This window comes from Gordonia sp. NPDC003422 (assembly GCF_053588675.1).
In genome coordinates this window covers 1-18,388 of record NZ_JBSFQL010000033.1, presented here as the reverse complement: position 1 = coordinate 18,388, position 18,388 = coordinate 1, and the positions used below count along the sequence as shown (strand labels likewise).

The following is an 18,388-nucleotide window of genomic DNA, read 5'->3' as shown; positions in this document are numbered from 1 at the left end:
CCGAGCGAGGAGTGTCAGTTCTCCACTTCGCGGAGCAGTCCGGTCGCGACGTCGAAGACGAATCCGCGCAGTGAGCTGGTCTTGGTGATGAACGGGCTGTTGCGGATGCGGGTGAGTGATTGGCGAATATCCTCGTCGAGGTCGGTGAACGACTCGGCCGCCCAATTCGGCTTCTGACCGATCTCGGTCTGGATCTCGCGCTTGAACTCGTCGTCGGTGAACGTGAGCATGCCGCAGTCGGTGTGGTGGATCAGGATGATCTCGGTGGTGCCCAGCAGGCGTTGGCTGATGGCAAGGGAACGGATCTCGTCGTCGGTGACGACGCCACCGGCGTTGCGGATGACGTGGGCCTCGCCGTCGGATACTCCCAGAATCCGGTAGACGTCGAGCCGGGCGTCCATGCAGGCGAGGACGGCAACGTGCCGACTCGGCGGCAAGGGGAGCGGCCCGGAGAAGGACTTGGCGTATTCGACGTTGTTGGCGAGGTATTCATCGGTGACAGACATGCGTCAACACTCATCCGTCGCCGCGTCGAAGACGAGGGTTTGCCTCACCCGGCGCGAAAGTCGCGTCAGTAGGTTGCCGAGGATCCGTCGGCCAGTGAGTCGCGCACGTCGTAGAGGACCAGCCAGGCCGCGGCCAGGCCGGACGTCTGGTACCAGACCTGATCGTCGATGGCGAGGACGCGTTTCCAGGTCGGTGCCCCGAGATCGAGCCAGGCGTCGCTGAGCAGGACCTGCTTCCCGTGCTCGAGGCCCTTCGCGCCGTCGAAGCCGACGTAGATCAGGTCGCCGTCGGCGGCGTGGAAGTTCTCGTCGGTGACGGTGAACGACTCGGCACCCCGCTGGGCCGGCGGCCGCTGCGCACCGATCATCGACAGAATCTGGCCGGCGAATGTGTTTGTCCCCGCGATGACCTCGGCGTCGGCGGTGAACCGGACCAGCGACACCCAGGTGTGGGCGGCGTCGGTCCACTTTCCCACCGACGCGGCACGGTTGGTGAACTGCTTGAGCAGTCGGACGCCCGACTCGCTGCGGCCCAGACCGTCGGCGACGGCCTGGAACTGCTCCTGCCACGTGCCCGGACCGACCTCGACGCTGCGCACACCGCCGAAAGCCGCGGCCGATGACGTGGTCGTCGGCGTCGTGAGCACGACGTCCGGTTTCGCGGCCGTCACCGCGGCGGCGTCGGGGGTGGAGCCGATCGTCGGCACCGAGTTCAGCTGCGGGCCGAGATAGGCCATGACACTGCCTGGTGCCGAGGTCACCGCCACCACCTTCGGACCGATCCCAAGGGCGCAGATCGGATCGAGGAGCGACGGATCGGTGACGACAATGCGCGTCACGTCCGGTTGGCCTGGGTCAGGCGTGGTCGGCTGCAGACATGTCTCCGAGAAGTCGCGCTCGGGAGCCACCACGTTGACCTCTGCGATGCGCGTGGTCGAGGTGGAGATCGGCGCTCCGTCGGGGGTTCGGAGTGTGTCGTCGTCGGACGAACAGGCTGCGACGGTCAGCGACAGAAGGGCGATCGCGGCGAGGGCGGCGCGGCGAAAACGTCGGCCCGATCGGGGGCTGCGGCTCACGCCACGCCCATCATCATCGCTGTCACGAACGCTGCGTTGCACCCGCCAAACCTAGCATCGGGGTGCGCCCGCACCGTCGTGGCGCCGCGGGTCCGACGCGGGCCGCTCCGGCGGGCCCCTTTCGACTGCGCGCGTCGCATCCGCAAATAGGCGTTGAGCTGCGCAGACCCACCCCCTCGGAAATCAATTACGACAGATCGTAGGACCCGGTCGGCCGGGGCGCCCGCAAGGGTTTAGGATCAGTTACCAGCGCTCGGTTTGTTCATGTGCCGGCCGTCTGTGGAGTCGTCGTCCGATTCGCTGGAGATGGTCGGGCAAGAGGAGGATCTGTGACCGCGGTAGACCAGCCCACCACGCAAGTGGCTCCAGTGCGTCCGTTCCCGGAGCGCTACCAGCCCAAGGGTTCGTTCTTCTACAAGCTGATCACCACCACCGATCACAAGTTGATCGGCATGATGTACATCACCGCCTGCTTCGCGTTCTTCCTCATCGGTGGCCTGATGGCTCTGCTGATGCGTGGCGAACTCGCCCATCCGGGTATGCAGTTCCTGTCGACCGAGCAGTTCAACCAGCTGTTCACCATGCACGGCACGGTGATGCTGCTGATGTATGCGACGCCGATCGTCATCGGCTTCGCGAACTTCGTGCTGCCACTGCAGATCGGATCGCCCGACGTCGCGTTTCCGCGACTCAATGCGATGGGCTTCTGGCTGTTCGTCTTCGGCTCGACGGTCGCGATCGGCGGATTCATCACGCCCGGCGGTGCCGCCGACTTCGGATGGACCGCCTACACCCCGCTCACCGACGCGGTGCACTCTCCCGGCGTCGGTGCCGACCTGTGGATCATGGGTCTGGGTGTCAGTGGCCTCGGCACCATCCTCGGTGCTGTCAACATGGTCACCACCGTCGTCTGTCTCCGCTGCCCCGGCATGACCATGTTCCGCATGCCGATCTTCACCTGGAACATCCTGGTGACCAGCGTCCTGATCCTGCTGATCTTCCCGCTGCTGACGGCTGCTCTGCTCGGCCTGGAGGTCGACCGCCAGTTCGGCGCCCACCTCTATGACCCGGCCAACGGCGGTGTGATCCTCTGGCAGCACCTGTTCTGGTTCTTCGGTCACCCCGAGGTGTACGTCATCGCGCTGCCGTTCTTCGGCATCGTGTCCGAGGTCTTCCCGGTGTTCAGCCGCAAGCCGATCTTCGGTTACTCCGGTCTCGTCTACGCGACCCTCGCGATCGCCGCACTGTCGGTGGCCGTGTGGGCCCACCACATGTATGTCACCGGCGCCGTGCTGTTGCCGTTCTTCTCGTTCATGACCTTCCTGATAGCCGTGCCCACCGGCGTGAAGTTCTTCAACTGGATAGGCACGATGTGGAGAGGCAACATGACTTTCGAGTCACCGATGCTGTTCTCCGTCGGCTTCATCGTGACCTTCCTCTTCGGTGGTCTGACCGGTGTTCTGCTCGCGAGCCCGCCGCTGGACTTCCACCTCTCCGACAGCTACTTCGTGGTCGCTCACTTCCATTACGTGCTCTTCGGCACGATCGTGTTCGCCACCTACGCCGGCATCTACTTCTGGTTCCCCAAGATGACCGGACGCATGCTCGACGAACGACTCGGCAAGTGGCACTTCTGGCTGACCTTCATCGGCTTCCACACCACCTTCCTGGTCCAGCACTGGCTGGGTAACGAGGGCATGCCGCGTCGCTACGCCGACTACCTGCCGTCGGACGGCTTCACCACGCTGAACATGATCTCCACCCTCGGTGCGTTCATCCTCGGACTGTCGACGCTGCCGTTCCTGTGGAACGTCTTCCGCTCGTACCGCTACGGCGAGGTCGTCACCGTCGACGATCCGTGGGGCTTCGGCAACTCGCTCGAGTGGGCCACCAGCTGCCCGCCGCCGCGGCACAACTTCACCGAACTGCCGCGCATCCGGTCGGAGCGTCCCGCATTCGAGCTGCACTATCCGCACATGATCGAGCGGATGCGTGCCGAAGCGCACGTTGGTCCCGGACACGGCCACGAAAGCAAGGTTGTCGAGGATGCGCGTCGCGACCCGCTGACCACCGGCAGCCACGAGGCGTCCGGGGACAGCGACCCGCGCTGACACGGTGGAATCGAATTCTGGGCCCAAGGACTCGGGAAAGTCACTCACCACCGTTCTCATCACCGTCACCGGTCTCGACAAGCCGGGCGTGACCAAGGCCTTGATGGCCGCACTGTCGACGCAGGACGTCAACCTGCTCGACGTCGAGCAGGTGGTCATCCGCGGTCGACTCACTCTGGGTGTGCTCGTCGCCACCAGCGGTGACGCCGAGGCCGTGCAAGACGTCGTCGAGCAGGCCATGGCGTCGGTCGGGATCGATGTCGCAGTGGAGGTCGGTGCCGAGACGGTCGGGCAGCCGCCGTCCAGTCACGCGGTCGTCCTGCTCGGTAGTCCGGTGACTCCGCAGGCCTTCAGCGCGGTCGCCACCGAGCTTGCCGACCAGGGCGGCAACATCGACTCGATCCGGGGGATCGCCGACTACCCACTGACGGGCCTGGAGCTGATGGTCAGTGTTCAGGGTCGCGCGGACGTGGCGGCCGACGCCGCACTGCGCAAGGGCCTGGCGACGGTCGCATCGAGGCACGCGGTCGACATCGCCGTCGAACGAGGCGGTCTCGCGCGACGTGCCAAGCGGCTCATCGTCTTCGACGTCGACTCCACCCTGATCCAGGGCGAGGTCATCGAAATGCTCGCCGCCCATGCCGGTCGCGAAGCGGAGGTCGCGGCGGTCACCGAACGCGCCATGCGCGGCGAACTCGACTTCTCCGAATCCCTGCATCAGCGGGTTGCGGCGCTGGCCGGTCTCGACGCGTCGGTGGTCGACGAGGTGGCGGCGTCCCTGGAGCTCACACCCGGTGCACGGACCACCATTCGCACGCTGCATCGGCTCGGCTATCACTGCGGTCTGGTGTCGGGCGGTTTCCGCCAGGTCATCGACGGACTGGCGCATGAACTCGAACTCGACTTCGTGCGCGCCAACACGCTCGAGATCGTCGACGGGCGACTCACCGGCCGCGTGATCGGCGAGGTGGTCGACCGGCCGGGCAAAGCGCGCGCGTTGCGTTCCTTCGCCGATCAGGTGGGTGTGCCGGTGGAGCAGACGGTCGCGGTCGGCGACGGCGCCAACGACATCGACATGCTCTCGGTCGCAGGCCTCGGCATTGCGTTCAACGCCAAACCCGCGTTGCGCGAGGTCGCCGATGCGGCCCTGAACCATCCGTTCCTCGATGCCGTCCTGTTCATCCTCGGCGTCACCCGCGACGAGATCGAAGCCGCCGACGCCGCCGACGGGGTGCTGCGGCGCGTGCCACTGGAATGACGATCGAACCGAATGGGTCGCCGCTGTCCGACGACTACCGTCGGCTGACCGGTCATGTTGGCGGGCACGACGATCCGCTCGATCCGGCCGATGTGTTGGCCATGCAGATGGTGTTGCGTATCGAGAAGTCCGATCCGCCCGACCGAGCCGAACTCCTCGTTGCCGCGGCACGCGCAGTGGCGCTGCTGTGCCTCGACGACCGAGCAGGTCGCGACGGCCCGTGGGCGCCCTCGCTCGACGCGTGGTGCGACGCGCGAATCCGCAAGATAGCGCGTCGTGCTCGTGGTGCGCAGTGGCTTGCGGCGCAGGAGGTATGGGGTGTCACTGCCGGCGAAGGCGCTGCGCAGGCGCGAGCTCTTGTGCCCGGCCGTGTCGGTGACGTCGATCGTCGGATCTCGCGCTTGCAGATCGGCGGCACGGAGGTCGACGGCGGGCTCCCGGCAGATCCGCCGACGACCGGTGTGTGCCTTTGGGTCAACCCGGATCTCGAGATGACCGTGGGAAAGCTTGCGGCCCAGGTGGGGCACGCGTCGATGCTGGCGGTACGGCTCCTCGACGAGGCGTCGACGCTGGCCTGGCGCGAGTCCGGATGTCCATTGTCGGTGTGTGTCGCGGATTCTGTGCGCTGGCGTTCGTTGTTGGCTGCCGATGCGAGCGGTGCGGCGGTCGCGGTGCGCGATGCGGGTTTCACCGAGATCGCGCCCGGCTCGGTCACCGTGATCGCGGAGGTGACCCGGTGAGCGAGCTGCTGCCGGAATGGGCTCGGGGTCTTGGTCTTTCGCGACATCCCGAGGGCGGATGGTTTAGGGAGACCTGGCGCAGTGACCTGGTGCTACCGGCCGATGCTCTGCCCGCGTACGACGCCGACCGGTCCGCCGGTACCGCAATCCTGTTCTTGCTCCTGCCGGGTGAGGAATCGGCCTGGCACACCGTGCGTGGCGCCGAACTCTGGCTGTATCACCGAGGTTCACCCGTCGAACTGGATCTCGGTGGCGACGGTGCCGAGCCGGGGCGTGACGCGACAGTGCTCGTGGGCGCGGATGTGCTTGCCGGACAACAACCCCAGGCGCTCGTGCCACCTGGACACTGGCAGCGCGCACGATGCGTCGGCGATGACGCGTCGCTGGTCAGTTGCATCGTCGTGCCCGGCTTCGACTTCGACGACTTCTGCCTTGCCTGAGTTTGCTGCCGCCTGATCCGAAGAGCCTTAGTGACCAACGCTGTGACCTGGGGAAATGCTCGGCCGGCACCCAACCATCCGGCGGATGGACGGACAGGCCCGTCGCCCTGGTGACAGTCTCTGCTTTGCCCCCAATTGCCTTGTCTCACCGGCCCTTCGAGACTCTCGGCTAGCGTCTCGAGCAACTCAGCTCAGGGAGCGGAGGTGGGCCGGCTGCGTTGTTGGACCCACTCCCTCAAGGAGCTTCAGCCGGCGCTGGGGGCGGCCGTCGGTGACGGGATTGCCGCCGGAGCCAAGTGTGCCAACGTGTTTCGCCACACTGTCCGATCCGGCGCGAGCGACGCGAGGATCAGTTCGTCGGCGTCGGCGTGGTCGGTGAACCAGTCGAGATACTCGCGGACCTGCACGGGCGTACCGACACCGACGTAGGTGAGCATCGAATCGATCTGACGGCCCTGCGGCACCGAGAGGATGGCGTCGGCCTCCTCGTCGGTGAACCGTCGACCGCGACCGAAGAGCGCCGTGACCCGCTGTCGTTTGGCGCGCAGCAATTGCTCGGCGGCGACGGCTTCGTCGTCGTCGGCGATGACGCACACACCGGCGATCACATACGGCTCCGCGAGTACGTCGGAAGGCTGGAATTCACTGCGGTACAGAGCTACGGCCTGTTCGAGAGCCTGTGGTGCGAAGTGTGAGGCGAATGCGTAGGGCAAGCCGAGTGCGGCGGCCAGCTGTGCACCGAAGAGCGACGAACCGAGGATGTAGAGCGGGACATCGGTGCCGGCGCCCGGAGTGGCCGAAACACCCTCCACACGTGACTGTCCGCGCAGGTAGCCCTGCAGTTCGAGGACGTCGGTCGGGAAGTGCTCGGCCGAGGCGATGGTCCGGCGCAGCGCCGCGAAGGTCTTCTGGTCGCCGCCGGGGGCGCGGCCGAGTCCGAGGTCGATTCGGCCTGGATACAGTTCGGCCAGCGTGCCGAACTGTTCGGCGATCGACAGCGGGGAGTGGTTGGGCAACATCACGCCGCCCGCGCCGAGACGGATCGTCGACGTGTGCGCGGCGATATGGGAGATCAGCACCGCCGGGGCGGCCGACGCGATCGACGACATGTTGTGGTGTTCGGCGTACCAGATGCGACGGTAACCCCACTGCTCGGCGCGTTGGGCCATGTCGCGGCTGGCGGCGAAACTGTCGGCGACGGTCTCGCCTGGGCCGACTTGTGCGAGATCGAGAATCGAAAGATCAACGGACATATCAATGCCAAGGCCGACACACGCTCTCGTATTCCGAACCAGCGCGCGATCCGACCATGATCTAGGGCACGATGGGCAGGTGACCGAATCGGATCCCGACCTGCTCATCGACTTCCGCGACGTGACGCTCGTCCGAGGGGGCAACACGCTCGTCGGCCCGATCTCCTGGCAGGTGGAACTCGACGAACGGTGGGTGATCATCGGACCCAACGGGGCGGGCAAGACGTCGCTGATGCGTCTTGCCGGTGCCGAGATCCATCCGACTGCCGGGACGGCGTACGTCCTCAACGAGTTGCTCGGCAAGGTGGAGGTCCGTGAACTGTCCACCCGGATCGGTGTGACCAGTCCTGGACTGGCCGAGCGGATCCCGTCCGACGAGGTCGTGAGCGACGTCGTGATCTCGGCGGGTTACTCGGTGTTGGGTCGCTGGCGCGAGGAGTACGACGACGCCGACCGCGCGCAGGCGCTCGAATCGCTGGAGTCGATGGGTGCCGAGCACCTCGCCGACCGCACCTTCGGGACTCTGTCGGAGGGCGAGCGCAAGCGGGTGCTGATCGCGCGGGCGCTGATGACCGATCCGGAGTTGCTGCTCCTCGACGAGCCGGCCGCCGGTCTCGATCTCGGTGGTCGCGAGGAACTCGTCGAACGTCTCTCGAAACTCGCAGCCGACCCGGACTCGCCGGCGATCGTGCTCATCACCCACCACGTCGAGGAGATCCCCGAGGGGTTCACGCATGCGATGTTGCTCTCCGAGGGCGGCGTCGTCGCGCAGGGTCTGCTCAGCGAGGTGCTCAACGAGAAGAACTTGTCGCTGGCATTCCACCAGCAGATCGCGCTGAGCAAAGTCAGCGGCGGTCGTTACTTCGCGCGGCGAAAGCGTCGCGCGGGCGGACATCGGCGACGGGCCGCGCAGTAGGTATCCCGGAACCCAGGTGCGGATGGCGCCTACCGCCGCCGATAGTGTCGAGAATGCCGCGGTGATCTGACTCCACGGCGTGAGGTGGAGGTGCACATGTCATCCGTCGAGTCGTCGGAATCCCAACCCGCTCCACTCCGTGATGCGGCCACGGTCGTTCTCGCGCGCGACGGTGCCGACGGAATCGAGGTGTTCCTGCAGCGGCGCGTGCAGCAGATGGCCTTCGCCGGCGGGATGACCGTGTTTCCGGGCGGTGGGGTCGACGCACGCGACGCGGATGCCGACCTCTCCTGGAACGGACCCGACGCCGCGTGGTGGGCGGACGCTTTCAACACCACCGAGGAGACCGCTCAGGCGCTCGTGTGTGCCGCGGTGCGGGAGACCTTCGAAGAATGCGGTGTTCTGCTCGCGACCGACGATGACGGTGTGTTCGCAGACCCGGGAGCGCTCGACGACGACCGAACGAAACTCGTCGACAAATCCCTCTCGTTCGCCGAGTTCCTGCGTGCACGGGGTCTCACGCTGCGTGCAGACCTGCTGCGGCCCATCGCGCACTGGATCACACCGGTCAACGAGAAGCGCCGCTACGACACCCGGTTCTTCCTCGCGGCACTCCCGGAAGGCCAGGACGCCGACGACAAGACGTCAGAGGCCGAGATCGCTCGCTGGGCGAGCGCACGTGCGGCGCTGGACGCGTGGCGGTCGGGCAAGCACTTCCTTCTTCCGCCGACCTGGGCGCAGCTGACCCACATCGCCGAGTTCACCACCGTCGAAGAATTGCTGGCCGCCGAACCCGCCATCGAACCGATCCAGCCGGACGTCAAGCCGGGCGCGGGACTTGCCGGCCTGAGCTTTCCCGGCTCCGACCGCTACTTCGCCGCACTCGGCGACCAGAAGGTACCCGATATCAAGCTCTGACTCGACGGGCTCCGGATTGTCAGTCGTCGGGAGAGTCGATGTCGTCGCGGTCGGCCCATTCGAGGAGCGTGTCGATGCGGTGTGCGACGTCGTCGATCTCGGAATGAAGATCACCGAGTTCGGCAAATCGCGCGGGCATGGTGGCGATGGTGAAGTCGTCGGGCACCACGTCGTCGATCTCCGACCATGCGATCGGCGCCGACACCGTCGCGCGCGGGTTGCCCCGCACCGAGTAGGCCGACGCCATCGTGTGGTCACGCGTGTTCTGGTTGTAGTCGACGAAGACGGCCGTGGGGTTGCGGTCCTTGCGCCACCACGTGGTGGTGACATCGTCGGGCGCGCGGCGTTCGACCTCCCGCGCGAACGCCAGAGCGGCGCGCCGGACCTCCTGAAATCCCCACTCCGGCTCTATACGGACGTAAATGTGCAGGCCGCGGCCGCCGGAGGTCTTCGGGAAACCACGGATGTCGAGTTCATCGAGGAGCTCTTCGACGACGTGCGCGACGCGACGGATGCGGGCGAAATCGCAGTCCGGCATCGGGTCGAGGTCGATGCGCCACTCATCTGGCGACTCGGGGTCGGCGCGGCGCGAGTTCCACGGGTGGAACTCGACCGTCGACATCTGCACGGCCCAGATGACCGATGCCAATTCGGTGACGCACAGCTCGTCGGCGGTGCGACCGTAGCGGGGAAAGTAGATCTCGGTGGTCTCCAGCCAGTCGGGCGCACCGGCGGGAACACGCTTCTGATGAACCTTTTTCTCGGCGACGCCTTTGGGGAAACGGTGCAGCATGCACGGCCGTTCACGCAGTGCACGCACGATGCCGTCACCCACCGACAGGTAGTACTCGACGAGGTCGAGCTTGGTCTCGCCGCGTTCGGGGAAGTACACGCGGTCCGGGCTCGAGATCCGCACGGAACGCTCACCCACGGTGAGGACGACCGGTTCCCCGGCGGACGCGTCGGGACTCATGGTTCAACCATAGGTCGAGGTCTGCTTGTGGTCTCGGTCATCGGGGCGGCGAGGCGGCGGGCACAACCCACCCGGTAGCCTTCGACCATGGCTGAGTTCGTCACCCTCGAGACATCCGAAGACCATCCCGGCGTGGGCACCATCTTGCTCAACCGGCCGCCCATGAACGCGCTGAACCGGCAGGTGCAGACCGAGCTGGCGGCAGCGGCGGATGAGGCCACCCTCCGCGACGACATCAAGGCGGTCGTGGTCTATGGCGGACCCAAGGTCCTCGCGGCGGGTGCCGACATCAAAGAGATGAACGACATGACCTACGCCGAGATGAGCAAGATCGCCGGTCGGCTGCAGGACTCGCTCGGTGCGATCTCCGAGATCCCCAAGCCGACGGTCGCCGCCATCACCGGCTACGCACTGGGCGGCGGACTGGAGGTCGCACTCGGGGCCGATCGCCGCATCGCCGGTGACAATGCCAAGCTCGGCGTTCCCGAGGTGCTGCTCGGCGTCATTCCCGGTGGCGGCGGCACGCAGCGGCTCGCGCGCCTCGTGGGACCGTCGAAGGCCAAGGACATGATCTTCACCGGTCGTTTCGTCGGTGCGGCCGAGGCGCTGGAGATCGGATTGGTCGACGAGGTCGTCGCACCGGACGAGGTGTACAACGCGGCGCTCAAGTGGGCCGGGCAGTTCTCCAAGGCGGCTTCGCTGGCCATCGCGGCAGGTAAGAGGGCCGTTGACCAGGGCCTCGGCGTCGACCTCACAACCGGACTCAAGATCGAGGAGCAGGTGTTTGCCGCGCTGTTCTCCACCGAGGACCGCTCGATCGGCATGAAGTCGTTCGTCGAGAACGGTCCCGGCAAGGCAGAATTCCTCGGCAAGTAGGGCTGGGACAAGGGGAGACAGAGATGACCAACGTGACGCCGGACGTCGATCCGGAACCGAATCCGCACGCCACCGAGGAGCAGGTGAAGGCCGCTCTCGAGGACACGAAACTCGCCCAGGTGCTCTACCACGACTGGGAGGCCGAGACCTACGACGAGAAGTGGTCGATCAGCTTCGACGAGCGCTGCATCGACTATGCGCGTGGTCGATTCGACGCGGTCGCCACTTCCGAGGATCTGCCGTATGGCCGCGCGATGGAACTTGGTTGTGGCACCGGATTCTTCCTGCTCAACCTCATGCAATCCGGTGTCGCGGAGAAGGGGTCGGTCACCGATCTCTCGCCGGGCATGGTGAAGGTTGCCCTGCGCAACGCCGAGAATCTCGGACTCGATGTCGACGGCCGGGTCGCCGACGCGGAGAAGATCCCCTACGACGACAACACGTTTGACCTCGTCGTCGGACATGCTGTGCTGCACCACATTCCGGACGTGGAGCAGGCGCTGCGTGAGGTGCTCCGAGTACTCAAGCCGGGTGGTCGCTTCATCTTCGCGGGTGAGCCGTCGACCATCGGTGACTTCTACGCACGGTGGATGAGCCGCGCAACCTGGTGGGCGACAACCAGCATCACCAAGTTCGGTCCGCTGCAGGGCTGGCGTCGTCCGCAGGAGGAGCTCGACGAGTCGTCGCGCGCGGCCGCGCTGGAAGCCGTGGTCGACATCCACACCTTCGATCCCGACGAACTCGCCGGGATCGCCACGAGCGCCGGTGCGCACAAGGTCGAGACCGCCACCGAGGAACTCGCCGCGGCGATGCTCGGTTGGCCGGTCCGTACCTTCGAGGCCGCGGTACCCGCCGACAAACTCGGTTGGGGCTGGGCCGGATTCGCGTTCGGCGGCTGGAAGCGCATGACCTGGCTCGACGAGAACGTGCTGCGGAAGATCGTGCCGCCCAAGTTCTTCTACAACGTGGTGGTCAGCGGCTACAAGCCGGAATGACGCGGTGAACGCGACCGCCGACCCAAGTCCGCCGGATCGGTCGGTGCGGTTGATGAGCGAGTACTTCGTCGATTGGCCGCTGTGGATCACCGACGGGCCTGCGGCGCCCGACCACTTCGAGTTGTCGGCGGGGTTGACGCGTGACCTGCTTGCTTGGCAGGAACTGTTCGAACAGCACTTCCACTATCGCGAGAGGTGGGACGACCCGGCGTGGGCACACGAGTACGAGCGCCGAGGTCGGGAACTGTTGTCCCGCTTGGCCGACGAACTGCCCGGTCATTTCATCGAACTGAGGCTGTGGCCGGTCGGTGCAGAGCCGGTCGGCAGTTGGGACCTGGGCCGGACCGAAGCCGGAGAGGACTGAGCGAGATGGCATATTCGTTCAGCCTCGACGACGTGAAGTTTCTGCGGTCGAGGCACGGGGAGAAGGCGCTCGAGGTGGCGTCGTCGCTGGATTTGTCGGCGGCGTCGATGCTCGCCGACATCGCCGAACTTCGGGCTCGTTACGCCGGCCATGATGCTGCCCTGATCGAGACGGTGACGTGTCGCCGGCGGGCGCGCGGGAAACTACGTGGCGCGGATGACCTCCTGCTATCGGACGAGGCGTTGCAACAGGCCACCAACAGCGTGGTTGCCGAGCATCGCGCGGCCGAGATCGCGGCCCGCTTCCCGGATGCGGTGGTACACGACATCACGTGTTCGATCGGAGCCGAACTCATCGAGTTGGAACGCTGCGCCGGCATCCGCGGGGTGATCGGCAGCGATCTTGATCGGATCCGTCTTGCCATGGCGCAGCACAACGCTCCCGGTGCGACCCTCCTCGTCGCCGACGCACTCACCCCGACGTCGACGGCCGACGTGGTGCTCGCCGACCCCGCGCGTCGCTCCGGCAGTGGTCGTGTGTTCCGTCTCGACCAATTGGCTCCGCCGCTACTCGACCTGCTGACCAACTACTCAGGGCGCACGCTCATCGTGAAATGTGCTCCCGGCCTGGACTATTCGATGCTGCGCAATCGATTCGGCTTCGACGGCGAGGTGCAGGTCACCTCGCTCGACGGCGGGGTGCGCGAGGCGGTGTTGTGGTCGGGTCCGGGAATGGAACCCATCAGACGTGCAACCGTCTTGCGCACCGAAGCCGAGGGCCTGGTCACCTCCGACGAGGTCACCGATCGCGAGCCCGACGATGTTCCGGTCGGCGACATCGGCGAGTGGATCGTCGATCCGGATGGCGCGATCGTCCGCGCGGGACTGGTCCGCCACTACGCATACCGCCACGGACTTGGGCTACTCGACCCGCAGATCGCCTATCTCACCGGTGATTCCGTACCGGCGGGGGAGCGGGGGTTTCGGATCGTCGAGCAGGTCGGCATCGCTGAGAAGGCACTACGTAAGGCGCTCGCCGCCCACGATTGCGGGACGCTCGAGATCCTCGTCCGCGGCCTCGACGTCGACCCTGATCGACTACGGAAACGGCTGAAGCTCAAGGGCTCACGACCGCTGTCGCTGGTGGTGACCCGGATCGGGCGCAAGGGCGTCGGATTCCTGTGCGAAGCCGGTGTCCGATTCTGACGCTGGTCCGCGTGCGATCGTTCCGCAGAGCACTGCCGCCAAGAGGCATAGGCCCGCTGCGATCTGAAAGGCTGCGTTGTAGTTGCCGTTGGTGTCCCGAATGTAGCCGGCACCCACCGCAGCGATCGCGGCGCCGATCTGGTGAGAGGCGAACACCCAACCGAATACGACCGGGGTGTTGGCGCCGAAGTACTGCCGGCAGATCGCGATCGTCGGCGGAACCGTTGCGACCCAGTCCAATCCGTAGAAGATGATGAACACCCAGGTACTCGGCTCGGCGTGCGGGGACAGGAGTGAGGGCAGCGTGAACAGCGCCATCCCGCGTCCGACGTAATACACCACGAGCAGGATGCGCGGGTCCACACGGTCGGTGAGCCATCCGGAAAGGACCGTGCCGGCGACGTCGAAGATGCCGATGGTCGCGAGTAGCGACGCGGCAACCGTGGGCGGCATGCCGTGATCGTGAGCTGCGGGGATGAAGTGCGTGCCGATCAACCCATTGGTCGTCATCCCGCAAATCGCGAAGCTTGCTGCCAGCAGCCAGAATGCCGGTACGCGCATGCCCTGGCGCAGACCCTGCACCGCCGCACCGAAGCTTCCGTTGGGTACCTGATCGTCGGGCGCGTCCGGTGGCGCGCCATAGGCGGTGGTGCCGACATCGCGCGGGTGATCGCGGATGAGCAGTGCCACCAGGGGCACCACGGCAAGCGCGGTGAGCGCCACGACGATCGACGCCCAGCGCCAACCCAATGCGTCAGTGATGTGCGCGACCACTGGCAGAAAGATCAGCTGACCGGTCGCACCCGCCGCGGTCAGCAGTCCGGTGACAAGTCCACGGTGCCGCACAAACCATCTCGTCGAGACGGTTGCAACAAAGCCCATCGAGATCGAACCTGTGCCCAGGCCGACCAAGACTCCCCACAGCAGTAGCAGTTGCCAACTCGCGGTCATGAATACGCCGAGGCCGGTTCCGGCCGCGATCAGCAGGAGGGCCGATACCAGCACTGGGCGTACGCCAAAACGATCCATCAGCGCAGCCGCAAACGGCGCCGTGACGCCGAACAACACCATGTTGACCGACATCGCTGCGCCGATGGTGGCGTGTGACCAGCCGAATTCGCTGTGTAGCGGATCCATCATCACGCTGGGGACCGCGCGAAATCCGGCTGCTCCGAGGATGGCGACAAAACTGACCGCAGCAACAATCCACGCCCACTGCCGGCCGCCGGCTCGTATCGCCGATTCGGGCGCGGAGGCAGACCGACCGGATGAAGGCGAGGGCACGGTTGGTTTCACCTGATCAGAATCGGCCATGACCGAGGCGCAATACCAGTGGCATAATCGCCAATATGTCGGAAGATCATGCCAACTCTCGTCGGCACTCGGTGGTTGTATTGCTTGTTCCACCAGTGGTCGGCTTCGACGCAACGATTCCGCCACTCATCTTCGGGCAGGCCACGGACGATGCGGGTCGGCGCCTCTACGACGTGACCCTGGCTTCGCTGGGCAGCGAGCCGCTCCCGACGACATCGGGATACGGGCTCGTGGCAGACGCGGGCGTCGGGGCGGTCTCGTCGGCTGACACCCTGATCGTCCCCGGTACTCGTCTGTCGACCGCTCGTCACAACGGGCGGTTGCCCGACGACCTCGCGGACGCTCTTCGTAGCGTACGGCCGGGCGCACGCATCGTGTCGATCTGTACCGGAGCTTTTGTCCTCGCGGCCGCCGGACTGTTCGACGGTCGGCGCGCAACCACCCACTGGCGCTACGCGGACGACTTCCGTCGGTTGTTCCCGCGCGTCGACCTCGACGAGTCTGTGCTGTTCATCGATGACGGCGACGTGTTGTCCTCGGCCGGACTCGCGGCGGGAATCGACCTTTGTCTACACATGATCCGGCGTGACCACGGTGTCGCAGTGGCCAACCGGGTTGCCCGGCACTGCGTAGTGCCGCCCTGGCGGGAGGGCGGCCAGGCGCAGTTCATCGATCGCCATGTCCCCGAGACCGACGACAGTACCGCCGCGGTCCGCGGTTGGGCCATGTCGAATCTCACCGCGAACCTGTCGGTGCCGGCGCTTGCGGCGGTCGCCCAGATGAGTCCTCGGACGTTTAGCAGGCGATTCCGTGCAGAGACCGGAAAATCGCCTGGCGCATGGGTATTGGAGCGGCGCGTCGACCACGCCCGTGAACTCCTCGAATCCGGCGACCTGTCGGTCGATGCGGTGGCGGAATTGTCGGGGCTGGGCACGGCTGACACTCTCCGACATCACCTGCGACGTGAATTGGGCATGTCACCGTCGGCGTACCGGCGGACCTTCGCCGGTGGCGGCGGGCCGGATGTCGCGTTCAGCCCCACCTCCCACCTCGGGCGGTGGGGCTGAACGCTTTTCACCCGCGGCGTGGCTGGGTTCTCTATGGAGTTCTCAAAGGGCGTGCGCGGTCCCGACGGGTCGGGTGCGCGGAAGGTGCTGCGCGGTCAAAGTGTCAGGCGGTCAAATTGCTAGGCGGTGGCCTTCGAGGCTCGCAGGCTCCTGACTTCTATCAATTAGTGCGTAGGTTCGCGGATGGCCTGGAGTGCTTCGTTGAGGTCGTCGGGGATGGGGTCGGCGGCGGTGATGGTGTGCTTGCCGGCTTGGACGGTGATGGTGCGGTAGCGGCGGGCTGTGGTGACGAACTTCTTGATCGACCAGCCGGTGCGGGCTTCGATGATGCGGGTGATGGCGAGGGCGGCGAACACGACTGCGAGGTGTGCGCGGATGGAGTCTTCTTTGCGGTGGAAGATCGGGCGTGCTGCAAGGTCGGATTTCGACATCCGGAAGCTCTTTTCGATCCGCCACAGCTCATGGTAGGTGCCGATCACGAAATCGCTTGTGGGCGAGTCGATATTGGTGGCATACGCCGTCCACCCGGCCAGAGTGCGGGCTTTGGTTTCCAACTCGCGGTTCACGCTCTTGGCCGCCCCTTTGAGCGTGACGAATCGGTTGCGTTTGACCGGAATCTTGCCCTCGACTGCCTTCTGCGCCTTGGCGATCTGCTCGTCGATACCGCGCAGTGACCGCCGCGCCCGATCGGCCTTGTACTGGTAGTAGACCACCTGGTTACGGCGGTGGCGGGTCTTGGAGGTTGCCGGCCACGGCTGGGTCAAGATCAGCCCGTCGGGTATCTCACGACCGGGATTGTCGTTGTGCCACTTACTGATTACGTAGGGCACGGTCGGGATCTTCTCACCAAGAATGAACGACAAGCCTGCTTCTTCGATCGCTGCCTTGTTGTCCGCGGAGATCATGCCGGCATCCGCGACGACAGTCACGTTGGTGAGCTGGTGGGCGGTCATGAACGCCCGCAACGTCGGCATCAGCGTCAGCGTTTCTGCTTTGTTGCCCTCGAAAGCCTCCACCATCAGCGGAAACCCGGACGCATCGGTCAACAACCCGACAGTGATCTGTGGTTCAAGGCGGCGTTCTTTGGAGAATCCGGGCTCGCGGAAGCCGTCGGCTTTGTCGGTTTCGAAGTAGAGCGTGGTCACGTCGTAGAGCACCAGGGTGGCCGAGTCGAGGCCGGCATACGCCGCGCACGCCGCAGCCAGTTTCTGCCGCCACACCGGCTCAGCAAACATCGGCAGGCGCCGGTTGAGCGTGGGATACGACATCGGCGTCAGTCCGGCCTCGGCAAGCACACTTAGCGAGTCGAGTTTGCTGGTCGGCTCCAGGATGCGGGCGATCACCAACTCCTCAAACACCTGGTCAGCGCCGGTAGCGCGGGCGAAACCGAGTTCGCGATACACCCCCGACAGCGCCTCGCACAGGTGCGCCATGTTCGACGACGTGATCGGCAGCGGCCCACCCGACACCCCGGCCGCCCCGAATCCCAGATCCAGCTCGCCCTGATCACCGAGGATGCGCTGAGCCGCAACAGCTTTCAACGCCTCGATCGCAGCCTTGTCGTGCGCCGACCCCAGATGCTCAATCGAGCGTGACCCGCGTCGCGAGGAATGCACGATCTGGACCGCCGTCGCTCCCGACGCCGTCTTCACTGTCCGCACATACGCCACACCCGTAGCCTACGAACGCCGAATTAGTGCGCAAATCCCAGCCCACGCCAAGCCGTCGCCGCAGGTCAGCGCAATCCCGACCACCAATGTCCGATTCGGTGATAAAAGTCAGGTCTATGGAGTTCTCAAAGGGCGTGCGCGGTCCCGACGGGTCGGGTGCGCGGAAGGTGCTGCGCGGTCAAAGTGTCAGGCGGTCAAATTGCTAGGCGGTGGCCTTCGAGGCTCGCAGGCTCGCACCTCAGGCAGCGGGCGTAGGGAACCTACGACGGATCTCGGCTCAGGCGGCGATGCGGTCGTCGAGGGTCATGGTGCGTCGGTTGTAGGCGGGCAGTGGGGTTCGTCGGGGGTCGATAGTGGCGGGTGGTACGAGCCAGGGGTGGCGGTCGGCGCCCATGATGATGTCCCAGTCGCTGGCATGGATGTAGGCGTGGCAGGACGGGCAGAGTAGGCATCCGTTGTCGAGGTCGGTGGGGCCGCCGTGGCTCCAGAACGTGATGTGGTGGACGTGGGTGCGCCCAGCGGGGGCGCCGCATTTGATGCAGCAGTGGTCGCGGATGATGATGGCTCGCCGTAGGTGTGCGGGGAACAGTCGTTTGCTGGTGCCCATCTGCAGGGGGACGGTTTCTCCGTCGATGACGACGTCGGTGACGGTGGAGTCGCACGTGAGCAGTGATGCGGTGGTGGGGCTGATGGGGCCCAGACATTG

The 18,388-nt window shown here is 65.7% G+C and carries 18 protein-coding genes; 11 read left to right on the top strand and 7 right to left on the bottom strand.

Annotated elements, in window-relative coordinates; translation table 11 throughout:
• Positions 1 to 14: 14 nt before the first annotated feature.
• Both ACWDTF_RS21990 and ACWDTF_RS21985 read right to left on the bottom strand, forming a co-directional pair.
• Complete coding sequence (locus ACWDTF_RS21990; protein WP_240857484.1) at positions 15 to 506, bottom strand: beta-class carbonic anhydrase; 492 nt, start codon at positions 504 to 506, stop codon at positions 15 to 17.
• Between the two features lie 65 nt (positions 507 to 571).
• Positions 572 to 1,582: an ABC transporter substrate-binding protein gene (locus ACWDTF_RS21985; protein ID WP_355274761.1), complete on the bottom strand. Its 1,011-nt coding sequence runs from the start codon at positions 1,580 to 1,582 to the stop codon at positions 572 to 574.
• 329 nt (positions 1,583 to 1,911) lie between these two features.
• Between ACWDTF_RS21985 and ctaD the strand changes: the two genes are divergently transcribed.
• The 4 genes from ctaD to ACWDTF_RS21965 are packed head-to-tail and all read left to right on the top strand — an operon-like array spanning position 1,912 to position 6,131.
• Entirely contained in the window at positions 1,912 to 3,693 is a 1,782-nt protein-coding gene (gene ctaD, locus ACWDTF_RS21980; RefSeq protein WP_240857486.1) for an aa3-type cytochrome oxidase subunit I, read from the top strand.
• Positions 3,694 to 3,697: 4 nt separating this feature from the next.
• Positions 3,698 to 4,951, top strand: a complete 1,254-nt coding sequence (gene serB, locus ACWDTF_RS21975) for a phosphoserine phosphatase SerB (protein WP_355274765.1) — start codon at positions 3,698 to 3,700, stop codon at positions 4,949 to 4,951.
• Positions 4,948 to 5,691 (top strand): peptidyl-tRNA hydrolase, encoded by a 744-nt coding sequence (locus tag ACWDTF_RS21970; protein ID WP_355274768.1) that lies wholly within the window; start codon positions 4,948 to 4,950, stop codon positions 5,689 to 5,691. Before serB ends, ACWDTF_RS21970 begins: the two co-directional genes overlap by 4 nt.
• Positions 5,688 to 6,131, top strand: a complete 444-nt coding sequence (locus ACWDTF_RS21965; protein WP_355274771.1) for a cupin domain-containing protein — start codon at positions 5,688 to 5,690, stop codon at positions 6,129 to 6,131. Before ACWDTF_RS21970 ends, ACWDTF_RS21965 begins: the two co-directional genes overlap by 4 nt.
• Positions 6,132 to 6,376: 245 nt before the next feature.
• On the opposite strand, the gene ACWDTF_RS21960 is transcribed toward ACWDTF_RS21965, so the two are convergent.
• Complete coding sequence (locus tag ACWDTF_RS21960; RefSeq protein ID WP_355274774.1) at positions 6,377 to 7,384, bottom strand: LLM class flavin-dependent oxidoreductase; 1,008 nt, start codon at positions 7,382 to 7,384, stop codon at positions 6,377 to 6,379.
• A 79-nt stretch (positions 7,385 to 7,463) separates the two neighbouring features.
• Here ACWDTF_RS21960 and ACWDTF_RS21955 point away from each other — a divergent pair, with 79 nt between their 5' ends.
• Both ACWDTF_RS21955 and ACWDTF_RS21950 read left to right on the top strand, forming a co-directional pair.
• On the top strand, positions 7,464 to 8,300 hold the full coding sequence (locus tag ACWDTF_RS21955; protein WP_240857491.1) for an ABC transporter ATP-binding protein: 837 nt from the start codon (positions 7,464 to 7,466) through the stop codon (positions 8,298 to 8,300).
• Between the two features lie 96 nt (positions 8,301 to 8,396).
• Complete coding sequence (locus ACWDTF_RS21950) at positions 8,397 to 9,218, top strand: NUDIX hydrolase (protein WP_355274778.1); 822 nt, start codon at positions 8,397 to 8,399, stop codon at positions 9,216 to 9,218.
• Positions 9,219 to 9,237: 19 nt separating this feature from the next.
• Here the strand turns inward: ACWDTF_RS21950 and ligD are convergent, their stop codons facing one another.
• Positions 9,238 to 10,191: a non-homologous end-joining DNA ligase gene (ligD, locus tag ACWDTF_RS21945; RefSeq protein ID WP_240857493.1), complete on the bottom strand. Its 954-nt coding sequence runs from the start codon at positions 10,189 to 10,191 to the stop codon at positions 9,238 to 9,240.
• A gap of 87 nt (positions 10,192 to 10,278) precedes the next feature.
• On the opposite strand from ligD, the gene ACWDTF_RS21940 reads away from it, so the two are divergent.
• From ACWDTF_RS21940 to ACWDTF_RS21925, 4 genes are read left to right on the top strand one after another with little or no spacing between them, the layout of a single operon-like run.
• A complete protein-coding gene (locus tag ACWDTF_RS21940) occupies positions 10,279 to 11,067 on the top strand; it encodes an enoyl-CoA hydratase/isomerase family protein (protein ID WP_240857494.1) in 789 nt (262 codons plus the stop codon).
• A gap of 23 nt (positions 11,068 to 11,090) precedes the next feature.
• Positions 11,091 to 12,062 (top strand): methyltransferase domain-containing protein, encoded by a 972-nt coding sequence (locus ACWDTF_RS21935; protein WP_355274782.1) that lies wholly within the window; start codon positions 11,091 to 11,093, stop codon positions 12,060 to 12,062.
• A 52-nt stretch (positions 12,063 to 12,114) separates the two neighbouring features.
• Positions 12,115 to 12,426, top strand: a complete 312-nt coding sequence (locus ACWDTF_RS21930) for a hypothetical protein (protein WP_240857496.1) — start codon at positions 12,115 to 12,117, stop codon at positions 12,424 to 12,426.
• A gap of 5 nt (positions 12,427 to 12,431) precedes the next feature.
• Complete coding sequence (locus tag ACWDTF_RS21925; protein ID WP_355274786.1) at positions 12,432 to 13,631, top strand: class I SAM-dependent methyltransferase; 1,200 nt, start codon at positions 12,432 to 12,434, stop codon at positions 13,629 to 13,631.
• Here the strand turns inward: ACWDTF_RS21925 and ACWDTF_RS21920 are convergent.
• Entirely contained in the window at positions 13,551 to 14,867 is a 1,317-nt protein-coding gene (locus tag ACWDTF_RS21920; RefSeq protein ID WP_240857606.1) for an MFS transporter, read from the bottom strand. The genes ACWDTF_RS21925 and ACWDTF_RS21920 overlap by 81 nt on opposite strands.
• A gap of 113 nt (positions 14,868 to 14,980) precedes the next feature.
• Here ACWDTF_RS21920 and ACWDTF_RS21915 point away from each other — a divergent pair, with 113 nt between their 5' ends.
• Positions 14,981 to 16,012: a GlxA family transcriptional regulator gene (locus tag ACWDTF_RS21915; protein ID WP_449755074.1), complete on the top strand. Its 1,032-nt coding sequence runs from the start codon at positions 14,981 to 14,983 to the stop codon at positions 16,010 to 16,012.
• A 164-nt stretch (positions 16,013 to 16,176) separates the two neighbouring features.
• On the opposite strand, the gene ACWDTF_RS21910 is transcribed toward ACWDTF_RS21915, so the two are convergent.
• Entirely contained in the window at positions 16,177 to 17,682 is a 1,506-nt protein-coding gene (locus ACWDTF_RS21910) for an IS1634 family transposase (RefSeq protein ID WP_355274791.1), read from the bottom strand.
• Positions 17,683 to 17,959: 277 nt separating this feature from the next.
• Positions 17,960 to 18,388, bottom strand: a 429-nt coding sequence (locus ACWDTF_RS21905) for an HNH endonuclease (protein ID WP_449755073.1), incomplete at its 5' end; no start/stop codon positions are given.